The 10,619-nt window shown below is 71.4% G+C and carries 8 protein-coding genes and 1 pseudogene; 6 read left to right on the top strand and 3 right to left on the bottom strand.

From position 1 onward, the window contains the following. Positions 1-258: pseudogene (locus tag OOT08_RS16705) on the top strand (pyridoxal 5'-phosphate synthase lyase subunit PdxS); the annotation flags it as partial. A gap of 35 nt (positions 259-293) precedes the next feature. Then, complete coding sequence (locus OOT08_RS16710; RefSeq protein WP_325093954.1) at positions 294-869, top strand: MarR family winged helix-turn-helix transcriptional regulator; 576 nt, start codon at positions 294-296, stop codon at positions 867-869. 36 nt (positions 870-905) lie between these two features. Here the strand turns inward: OOT08_RS16710 and OOT08_RS16715 are convergent, their stop codons facing one another. Beyond that, positions 906-2,354 carry an FAD-dependent monooxygenase gene (locus OOT08_RS16715; protein WP_325093955.1) on the bottom strand — a complete coding sequence of 483 codons (1,449 nt, stop codon included), beginning with the start codon at positions 2,352-2,354 and terminating at the stop codon, positions 906-908. Between the two features lie 77 nt (positions 2,355-2,431). Here OOT08_RS16715 and OOT08_RS16720 point away from each other — a divergent pair, with 77 nt between their 5' ends. Then, the gene (locus OOT08_RS16720) at positions 2,432-3,034 is read left to right on the top strand and encodes a CGNR zinc finger domain-containing protein (RefSeq protein WP_325093956.1); all 603 of its coding nucleotides are present in this window, start codon (positions 2,432-2,434) and stop codon (positions 3,032-3,034) included. Positions 3,035-3,078: 44 nt separating this feature from the next. On the opposite strand, the gene OOT08_RS16725 is transcribed toward OOT08_RS16720, so the two are convergent. Then, entirely contained in the window at positions 3,079-3,714 is a 636-nt protein-coding gene (locus OOT08_RS16725) for a LysE family translocator (RefSeq protein WP_325093957.1), read from the bottom strand. 126 nt (positions 3,715-3,840) lie between these two features. On the opposite strand from OOT08_RS16725, the gene OOT08_RS16730 reads away from it, so the two are divergent. From OOT08_RS16730 to OOT08_RS16740, 3 genes are all read left to right on the top strand, one after another. Beyond that, complete coding sequence (locus OOT08_RS16730) at positions 3,841-4,296, top strand: Lrp/AsnC family transcriptional regulator (protein ID WP_325093958.1); 456 nt, start codon at positions 3,841-3,843, stop codon at positions 4,294-4,296. A 214-nt stretch (positions 4,297-4,510) separates the two neighbouring features. After that, positions 4,511-4,780, top strand: coding sequence for a hypothetical protein (locus OOT08_RS16735; RefSeq protein ID WP_325093960.1), 270 nt, complete (start codon positions 4,511-4,513; stop codon positions 4,778-4,780). Between the two features lie 173 nt (positions 4,781-4,953). Then, a complete protein-coding gene (locus tag OOT08_RS16740) occupies positions 4,954-8,607 on the top strand; it encodes an efflux RND transporter permease subunit (RefSeq protein WP_325093961.1) in 3,654 nt (1,217 codons plus the stop codon). Positions 8,608-8,641: 34 nt separating this feature from the next. Here OOT08_RS16740 and OOT08_RS16745 read toward each other — a convergent pair whose 3' ends face one another. After that, a complete protein-coding gene (locus tag OOT08_RS16745; RefSeq protein ID WP_325093962.1) occupies positions 8,642-10,228 on the bottom strand; it encodes a DNA-3-methyladenine glycosylase 2 in 1,587 nt (528 codons plus the stop codon). Positions 10,229-10,619: the final 391 nt, after the last annotated feature.

Raw genomic sequence — 10,619 nt, forward strand, 5'->3', positions numbered from 1 at the left:
TTCACCGCGGGCGGCATCGCGACCCCCGCCGACGCGGCGCTGCTCCTGCAGCTGGGGGCCGAGGGCGTCTTCGTCGGCTCCGGGATCTTCAAGTCCGGTGACCCCGAGCGGCGCGCCGCGGCCATCGTGACCGCCGCGGCGAACTTCCGCGACCCCGCCGTCCTGGCCGACGTGAGCCGCGGCCTCGGAGCCGCGATGGTGGGCATCTCCGTCAGCGATCTGCCCGCCCCGCACCGGCTCGCCGAGCGCGGCTGGTAATCCCGGGCCACGGGTTCCTCGATAGGCTGGGGGGTATGCGATCGCGTCCCCCCAGCCACGCCTCCGTTGGAGATCTGGCGCTCTTCAGCGCCGATGAACTCCTCGACCCCGCCGAAGCGGGCGCTTCCGCGCCCATCGACACGGCGGAGCTCGCGGAGATCCGGGCCTCCCTCGCCGAGCCCATCCCGCTGACCGGGGACGGCGACCTCATCGGCCTGATGCGGCAGCTCTGGGCTGAGCAGCAGCGCTTCGAACGCGTCCGCGCGGAACGGCTGGGCACCGACCGGATCGGCCTGGCCACCCTGGACCTCCTCCTCAACCTCGGCCCGCAGCCCCCCTCGGTGCTCGCCGTGCACGCCGGATGCTCCAACGCCGTGATGACGCTGTCCCTGAACCGGCTGGAGTCCCGGGGGCACATCGTGCGGGGGACCCACCCCATCGATCAGCGGAAGATTCTCGTGCTCCTGGCCGACGGGGTCCCGGAGCTCGTCGAGGCCCTCACCGCGCCCCGTGACGCACGAATGAACGCGATCATCGCGGGCATGGGCAAGCGCGCAACGCAGAACGCCGCCGACTTCCTCACGCACATGGTGGAGGCCCACCGGGGCTAGGGCGAAGCGCCCACCCGGCGACTCGCGCCGAATCACTCAGCCCGCACGAACCTCCGCGACCACCCCGTCCGGGCGCACGAGCACCGCGCCGCTGGGCGTCATACCGAAGCCACGCATGGCCCCGGAAATGGGCCACACCTCGGCTTCGGGGTGCGCGGCACGGAGGGCCGCAGCGCCCGGAGCGTCCCCTGTTTCCGCCAGCAGCGCCCAGCCCGGCCCGAACAGGTCCAGGGTCGAGGTTGTGCCGTCCGCTAACCAGGCGTGGGGTAGCCTGGCCCCGGCGCGGAGCGTGACCGCCTGCTCGGCGTCGCGGAGCACCGTGTCCCCGGTCAGTTCGACCCTGGTCAGCAGGTTCCCGTCCAGGGCGTAGGCGCGTCGGGCGTTATCGAGGGACAGGTCAAGGACCGCGCGGGCAACGCGCTTGCGCTCGGCGGCGTAGGACATCAGGCGTGCCCGATCGCCCGGCAGTCGCCACGCGAGGGCCTCTGCGTCGGCGATGCCGAGGTTCATACCATGCCCGCCCGTTGGTGGGATTTGGTGCGCCGCATCCCCGGCGAGCGCGATCTGATCGCCCGAAAAGGCCTCGGCAAGCGCCGCGTCCATCCGCCAGGTCATGGTGCGTTGCACGCGCACGGGAAGATCTGGCACCCCGGCGTCCCGCCTGATGCGCTCGGCGAGTCGCGCGTCGTCCTCGATCCGGGCTTCGGGGGACGCTGGCTCCGGCCCCTCGGGGCCGTCCAGCCGGATCTGCAGGATCCAGTCGTGATCGTTATCGATCGCGAGGAAGCCCCCGCCGTCCGGACCGGTCAGGAAGTACGATGCGGATTCGCGGCCGCGCACGTGCTCACCCAGGGGTGCGTCAAAGCGGACTGAGCGGAAGTGGTCGAGTCCGCGTTCTCCCTCCAGCCCCAGACCGGCGAGGTGTCGAACGGTACTGTCCGCGCCGTCGCAGCCGACCACCGTGCGCGCCACAACGGTTTCTTCGCCCCCGTCCGAACGCTGCAGCCGCGCCCGGGGCCCCTCGGGGTGCGAGGCAAGGGCTGTGAGTCGCGTGCCGAAGCGGATCCCCGCTTCGCCACGCGGATGTCGGGCTCTGGCCTCGGCCAGCAACAGCGTTTCGAGGACGTCCTGCGAGCAGATCACGCCGGGGCTGGGCGTGCCCAGCTCGGCGGGCTCGCTGGGCTGTGTGCGCACGGCGTGCGGATCGCTCAGGGTGGCTCCGCGGAAGAAGGCCACGTGTTCGGGTGGGAGGGACGCCTCTCTGATCTGGCGTTCCATGCCCAGCCGCCGGAAGGTTTCCATGCTGCTTGAGGAGACCCCTCGCGCCTTGGGGTGTTGCGACAGGCCCGGGTGCTTCTCGACGACCAGGTGATCGATGCCCCGTTGGCTCAGGAGCAGGGAGAGGGTGAGGCCGACGGGGCCCGCGCCGATGACGAGGACCGGGGTGTCAGTGTTCGTCGTGTCCGGCTCGTGGGGTGTCGGCATGGAGGCTCCTTCGGGGTCACAGCCGGGTGATCCCCCCGACACGCGGTAACGTCAAAAAGACATGTTAGCGTTACAGCATGTCAATGCGCCAGAACGATTCCCCGAGCACTCGCCCCGCCAGTTCCCCCGAGATGCGCGAGCGTGGGGCCGAGCGGGCGCTCGGACTGCTCCTGCTCGTCGACCTGGTCAACGAGATCGCGCCCGGGGACCCGGTTACGGCGCCGGAACGCTGGCGGGACGTGCTCCTGCGGCACGGAGCGGATGCCGCGGACCTCGCCAGGCAACCCCCGCCCCACGCCACAGCGGTCCTGGCGGCGGTGGCGCGTCTGCGCGCGCTCTTTGCGGTGCGCGAGATGGCCGAGCTTGCGGCGCACGTCAACCCCGTGCTTGCGGCGGAGGGCGCGCGCCCCCGCCTGGCCGAGGTGCGACCGGGGGCCTGGGCGGTCCGCGCGGAAACCGACGAAGACGGCGACCCGGCCCTGAGGGTACTCGTTGTTGGGGCCTTCGCGCTGGCCGCCTGGGCGGCCGAGCGCGGGCGGATCGCCTGGGGGATCTGTGCGGCGGCGGGGTGCAACCGGACGTTCATCGACGAGGGTCGGCGCGCCCCGCAGCGGTTTTGTCGCCCGGCGTGTGCGACCCGCTCGCGGGTGCGGGCGCATCGGGCACGCCTCGGCGGCTGAGCCGAACCCCCGCTCGGGCGGTGGCCCGCGGGGCGACTGTCGCCCTAGCGGCTGAGGAACATCTCGGCGAGGAGGAGTCCGCCGAGCACAATCATGATGGCTGAGGACACCTTCGCGGTGGCGGCGGAGAGGCCGGGGTGGCTGCCGAGGATGCGGCGGGCACCGAAGCCCAGCGCGAGGTAGAAGACGCCGCAGGTGAGCACGAAGGCGATCCCGAGCGTGCCGAGCTGGAGGGGCAGGGACCAGGCCCCGTTCGGGTCGGTGAACTGGGGGAGTAGCGCCACGAAGACGAGCAACCCCTTGGGGTTCAGGCTGCTCACCCCGATGCCCTGGAGCATGGGCCGCCAGGCCCGCTCGGGCTCGCTCAGCGCGCTGGGGTCGGCGAGCTGCTCGGGGCTGTGCCCCCGCTTGAGGAAGCCGGTGACGCCGAGAAAGACGAGGTACGCGGCCCCGAGCGCGGTGATCGCGCTCATCGCCTGGGGGACGGCGGTCAGCAGCGCGGCGAGTCCGAGCGCGACCATGCCGGTCATGAGCGTGTACCCGATCATGAGGCCAAGGACGGAGGGCACGACGCGGCGACCGCTCGCGCCGACGCCCAGGATGAACGCCCAGTCGGGGCCCGGGACCAGCATGAGCAGGGCGGCGGCGCCCCAGAAGGTCAGCAGGAGGGCGGCGTCCACGGCGGACTCCTCTCGAATCGGCACGAAGCATAGTGGGGGGATACAACAGAATGTTATTCCTCGGAACGCAGGATGTGTTTCTATGATTTCCCCTGACTCGCGGGGTTTTGTGGAAGAATATTTGGCATGGACTCAATTGACCGGAAGATTATTGCGGCGCTTCAGCAGGATGGTCGATTAAGCCTGACCGAGCTGGCCGATCGCATCCAGCTGAGCCTGTCGCCCACCCATCGGAGACTCCGGGAGCTGGAACGCAGCGGAGCGATCCGGAACTACCGGGCGGTCGTGGATCCGCAGGCCGTGGGGCTCACCTTCGAGGCGCTCGTCTTCGTGACGTTGCGGCAGGCCGATCAGGCCACGCTCCGTGCCTTCGAGGCCGGGGTGCGGATGATCGAGAGCGTCATCGAGGCCCAGCGCCTGTTTGGCGATCCCGACTACCTGCTCCGCGTGGTGACCGCCGATCTCGCGGCATACGCCCGCCTGCAGGACGAGGAGCTGTCGGCGCTGCCCGGGGTGCTCCGGATGGACTCCACCCTGGTGATGAAGCACATCGTGAGCGACCGGCCGCTCCCGCAGAGCTGACCCGGGGTCGCCGGACGGCGGTGCGCTGCGGATCCGGGGCCCTTGGCTTCTCGGCGGGGATCGGAGAGACTGGTGGCGACAGATGACGGGCGACGGTCGAAACCGGCTGGCAGGATCCGCGCTGATCGCCGTCGCAGTATTCCGGGAGGACACGATGGGGGCACGCCCCGAGAGCGACCGAGACGCGGCGTCGAGCTTTCCCGGGACACGGCGGGTGAAACCCTCCCTCGGGCTCGCCGCGGTGCTGCTCCTCCAGGCGGGGGCGTCCTTCGGCTTCGTTCTCCTCGCGGAGTCGCGTGAGCCCGGCTCAGGGGGCATCCCGATGCACGGACTGTTCTCGCTCGCCGCGCTGCTGCCGCTCGGCGTTGTCTTCCTGCTGTCGCGAAAGCCCGGGCGGAGCGGGGTCACCCTCGCCCTCTGGGCGATGGGGCTGCTGGCGGTGAGCCTGACGGCCGCCGCCCTGCTCGGCGCCTCGCTGGGCTAAGCCGTTCCCGGCACCGGCCAGGGCGACGCGCCCGGCGAACGGTCCCTGGGTACGACGGCGGTGGTCCCGTGGGGGGACGACCCTCGTACCTCAGACTGGGAATCTGGCAGAGTGGTGCCCTCCATCCCGAGGCACCGGCCCCTACCCGCTGTCGCCCAAAGGATTCCCCCCACATGACCGCACTGACCCGTGTCAGTCTCAAGAACCGGCTCGTCGTCGCCCTGCTCACGCTGGCGGTGGCCGTCTTCGGCTTCTTCGCAACCGGCTCGCTCCGCCAGGAGCTCATGCCCTCGATGACCCAACCCACCGCGTTCATACAGGTGACCTCGCCGGGGATCGCCGCCGACCAGATGGTCGAGACGGTCACCGAGCCCGTCGAGCAGGCCCTCACCGCCGTGCCCGCCCTGGAACAGGTGACGTCGTACACCTCGGCGGGGGAGGCCCAGATCCTCGTGGACTGGCCCTTCGACGAGGACCAGGACGAGGTGATGCGCTCGATCCGTGGCGCGGTGGACGCGGTCGTGGCCGGCATGCCGGCTGGCACGAAGGCCGACGCCGCACCCTGGGGCACCGAGGGGATGCCGGCGATGCAACTGTCCGCGGGCAGCTCCGGCGATCAGGCCGAGTTCGTCGCCGCGCTCGAATCTCGGGTGCTCCCCGCGCTGCGCGCCGTTGACGGCGTGCAGAAGGCGGAGCTCGCGGGTCAGGCCGCGCAGCGGGTCGAGATCACGGTTCGCGCCGAGGACGCCAAAACGCTCGGCGTCGAAGCCGCGCAGATCCCCGCGACGCTCAGCGCGAACGGCTCGGTGCGCCCCGCCGGCGAGGCGCGCGGCCCGGAAGGCCCCCTCTCGGTGTCGGTTGGTTCCGAGCTCGGCTCCGTCGACGACATCCTCGCGCTGCCCCTCCAGGGCCGTGACGGCATCGTGACGATCGCCCAGGTCGCCGATGTGGCGCTCGCCACCCTGCCCGAGAGCACCATCTCGCGCGTGAACGGGAACCCCTCGCTGACCCTGACCATCACCCCCGGCCCCGGCGCGAACGTGGTCAACATCTCGCACGCGGTCACCGCGGCGCTCGATGAGCTGACCCCGAGCCTGGGGGAGGGCGCCGAGTTCGTCACCCTCTTCGACCAGGCCCCGTTCATCGAGCAGTCCGTGCACGACCTCTCGGTCGAGGGCGGCCTCGGCCTGCTCTTTGCGGTGCTCGTGATTCTCGTGTTCCTCTGGGCCGTCCGTCCGACGATCATCGCCGCCGTGTCCATCCCGCTGTCGCTGCTCATCACCCTCATCGGGCTCCGTCTGACCGACAACACCCTGAACATGCTCACCCTCGGCGCGCTCACGATTGCCGTGGGCCGCGTGGTGGACGACTCCATCGTCGTGATCGAGAACATCAAGCGCCACCAAGCGGGCGGGCGGCTCACCCCGGAGAGCATCCTGCGTTCGGTCGCCCAGGTCGCCGGGGCGATCACCGCGTCCACGCTGACCACGGTCGCCGTGTTCCTGCCGATCATTTTCGTGTCCGGCGTCGCCGGGCAGCTGTTCCGTCCCTTCGCCATCACCGTCACCATTGCGCTGCTCGCCTCCCTGCTCGTGGCGCTCACGATTGTCCCAGTGCTCGCCTATTGGCTGCTCCGCGGAAAGGACCCCCTGCCGGGCGAGGAGGAGCCCGAGCTCTCCCCGGAGGCCCGGGCCATTGCGGAGGACGAGACGAAGGCCCCGGTGGACCGGCTCCAGCGCGCCTTCCTGCCCGCCCTGGACGCGACCCGGCGGCACCCCATCATCACGCTGACCGCGTCCGGCGCGATGCTCATCGTGACGCTCTTCCTCGCCTCGATGCTCCAGATCGACTTCCTCGGGCAGAGCGGGCAGCAGACCGTTCGGGTCACCCAGACGATGCCGAAGGGCACCACGCTCGAGGATCGGAGCGAAGCCGCCAAGCCACTCGAGGCCGCGATTGGCGGGGTCTCCGGCGTCGAGAACACCGTCGCGACGCTGAGCGAGGCTACCGCGGGCACGACCGAGCCGACGACCGATCTGCAGGTGCTCCTCCGCGAGGGGGTCGACGCCGAGGCGGTGACCGCCAAGATCCAACGCGCCGTCGACGGCCTCAGCGACGTCGGCGAGGTCGCCGTCGCCGCGCAGGACAGCACCGGCATCGGCGGGGACACGATTAACCTCGCCGTCCTCGGCGACGATCGGGAGGCGCTCGTCGCCGCGGCCGAGGCCCTCGAACAGGAGCTCGGCGGGGCGCGGGGCGTGGCCTCGGTCACGAACACCCTGAAGGGCGAGCAGCCCACGCTGCGCGTGGTCGTCGACCGGCGCAACGCCGCCGCGATCGGCTATGACCAGGAAACGGTCACCGCCGCGATCAACGCGGCCCTCTCGGGCTCCCCGGCCGGAACCATCACCCTGGAGGGCACCGAGCGCGACATCGTGCTCAGCCCGACTGCCGCGGGCAGCACCAAGGAGGACCTCGAGAAGCTCCTGCTCCCGGTCACCCCGCAGCAGACCCAGCAGGCGCAGAAGGCCGTCACCGACCGGATGCAGGCGGAGGCGGACGCGAAGGCTGAACAGGCCAGAATCGAGGCGGAGCAGGACCTCAACGAGCAGGTCGCAACCGTGCAGCAGGGCCGCGGCGAGGCCGTGACCCAGCTCGGGCAGCTCCGCGAACAGCTCGCGGCGCTCAGCGAAGCCCCCCTCCAGGTGCCCCCGGCCAACGCCACCACCTCAGCCGCCCAGGCGCGCGCCCAGGCCGAAGCGGAGCGCGCCGCGCAGCTCGCGCAACTCACCGAGGGGATCGCCGCCGCCGAGGGCTCGATTACGCAGATCGATGAGCAGCTCGACGCGCTCGCCGAGAGCCGACGCCAGGCCGAGGAGGGGCTCGCCGAACAGCAGCGCCTCGAACAGGAACGCAAGGATCTCGAAACCCTCAGCGGTGAGCCCGTGCCCGTGTCCGCGGTCGCCACGGTCACCGAGGAGCTGAGCCCGGCCGAGATCGAGCGCTCGGACGGTTCCCGGGTCGTGACCGTCAAGGTCACCCCGAAGAGCGGCCAGCTGGAGGCGGCGTCCGCCGCGGTGGACCGCGCCATGACGAAGGTCTCCCTCCCGGCGGGCGTGCAGTTCAGCGTTTCGGGCGTCTCTGCCGACCAGGAAGACTCCTTCGCGCAGCTCGGAATCGCGATGCTCGCCGCAATCGTGCTCGTCCTCCTCATCATGATTGCGACCTTCCGGAGCTTCTCCCAGCCGCTGATTCTGCTCGTGTCGATCCCCTTCGCGGCCACGGGGGCGGTGCTGGCCCTGCTCATCACGAACACCCCGCTGGGGCTGCCGGCCCTGATCGGTCTGCTGATGCTCATCGGGATCGTGGTCACCAACGCCATTGTGCTGATCGACCTCATCAACCGGCTCCGGGCGGACGGCGCGGAGCTGGACGATGCCGTGCATCACGGGACCCGGCTCCGGCTCCGGCCGATCCTGATGACCGCGGCGGCGACGATCTTCGCGCTGATTCCGATGTCGCTCGGCCTGACCGGCGGGGGCGTGTTCATCTCGAAGCCCCTCGCGGTGGTGGTCATCGGCGGCCTGATCTCCTCGACGCTGCTCACGATCGTGCTCGTCCCGATCCTCTACACGCTCTTCGCGCGGCGGGCGATCCGCCGGGGTGAGAAGCGGCTCGCTCGGCGCGTGCGCCGGGCGGAGCGGCGCGCGGGGATCGAGTCCGATGCCTCGGCCGCACACTCGGTCGTCCTCGAGACGGGCGAGCACCCGCTGGCGGCGCTTGAGCGGGAGGCGGACCCGGGGGAGGAGGGCGCGCCGCGCGCCTAAGCCCGGGCACGAACGAACGGCCGTTGAGTGTGACTTAGCTGCCGTGCGTTCGTGCCGCCGCCGCGGCGGCGGCGCTCCCCGTGCGGTCTTTTGCGCTGGCTGACGCGTCGGAGGGCGCGCCCGCGAGCCACAGGTGCATGAGCGCGTAGCCGCGCCAGGGCCGCCAGGCCGCCGCCCGGCGCACCGCCTGCTGGGCGGAGGTGACCCCGAGCGCGCGCTGCGCGACGGGGTCATCGGCCGTGAAGCTGTCCCGATCGCCGATCGCCCCCAGGCAGACCATTTCCGTGGTCCAGGGGCCGATCCCGGGGATGTCCGCGAGTTCGCGGCGCGCTCGGTCGGGATCAGCGCCCCAGCTGAGATCGAGCCCCCGGCTCAGGGCAACCGCGAGGGACCACAGGGCTCGGGCGCGGGGGAGACCGATGCGGAGATCCGCGCTCAGGCCCTCCGCTCCGCGATCGGCAATCCAGACCGGATCGGGGCTCAGCCGAAGGTGCGCGAGCGAGCTCCGGTCGCCCTCCGGGAAGGCCACCGGGCTGAACCGCTCAACGAGCCGGATCTTCCGCTCGCGCGCCTGTGCGGCGCTCACCTGCTGCCCGAGCACGGAAAAGAGCGCCGCCTCCGCGCCGTTCAGAATGCCGGGCACCCGCACCCCCGGTCGAGCGGCGATCAAAGGAGCGAGCAGGGGATCCGCCGTGAGGGTCGCATCGATCCGGCTCGCGGGGGCGTCGAGGTCGAGCCCCCGGCGGAGGAGGGCGTAGACGCCGCCCAGGTCGCCGGGGCAGCTCAGGTGGCATCGGACGGCGAAGCGGTCGGCGTCCGGCTCCGGCCAGACCACGACGAAGGAGGCCGGGCCGCCGGGCGCGGAGAGGACGCGGGCGTGCTGGCTGAGGTCAGGGGTGAGCGCCTCCAGCCCGGGCACCGCGTGATAGCGGCGAAAGCGACGCATCGCCTCCATCGCGTAGGGGCGCGGCACGGGCACCCGCAGGGTGAGGGAGACGAGGCCGCGGGACCCGGCCCCGGCGGGGGGAGCCGGCTGCCGTTGCCGGTTCATCTCGGAGGGGGCGCGGCCAAACTCGGCGCGCATCACCTCGTTGAACTGCCGGAGGCTCCCGAATCCGGCGAGGCCCGCGACGTCGCCGAGGGGCAGCGAGGTGCTCTCGATCAGGGTCCGGGCGGTGAGCGCCCGCCGGGCCCGGTTGACCTGCTGCGGGGTGGCTCCCACGTGCTCGAGGAAGAGGCGACGCAGGTGCCGCTCGCTCACCGCCAGCTCGGCGGCGAGCCCCGCGACCCCGGCATCGTCCACGGCCCCGTTGCGCAGCTGGAGCACCGCGCGATCGAGCAGGTTCCCGCGCCGCAGATCGCCGCCGCTGAGCGGGGACCGTTCCTCGGGGCGGCACCGCGAGCACGGCCGCAGGCCACAGGCCACCGCGGCGGCGTAGCTCGGGAAAAAGCGGCAGTCCGCCAGCTCGGGAAGCCGCGCCGCGCACGACGGCAGACAGACGATTCCCGTGCCGAGCGCCGCCGCAACGAAGGTGTCGTCCCAGGCGGTGCTGCGGCTGCGGGCCAGCCGGTGCGCGCGCTCGGCGGTCAGGTCACGGCCCGGCGCAACGAACTCGATCATGCCCGGACACTGGGCGGCGCCGGAGTCGTTCGGTGCGCCGCCTCGCGGAAAACGGACATCTTTGCGCCCGGGCCCTGCCCGGGAGGGATTTCACCGAAATCCCCGATCACATAGCGATTATTCATGATTGTTGCAGCATCCCCTCTGCGTCCAGCCGCCCCGCGTCGCGCGGGGGTCACCGCACCACCGTACCCGGTTTTTCCTTTCGTCATACATTGGTGGGCGGCCCGTAAGTACAGACTCTGTACTAACTCGCGGCCCCGTCAGATGCAGAGCCCCTGCGGGACGTGCGCCCGCCGCCCGGCCCGCCAGAGTGAAGGAATACCATGTCCCTGTTACGTCCCCTGTCGAGCGCCCTCGGCGCGGCACTGGTCGCGGGGGTGGCGCTGGT

It is taken from the genome of Leucobacter sp. M11 (genome assembly GCF_035726885.1).
In the GTDB taxonomy this organism is placed as follows: domain Bacteria; phylum Actinomycetota; class Actinomycetes; order Actinomycetales; family Microbacteriaceae; genus JAPFRB01.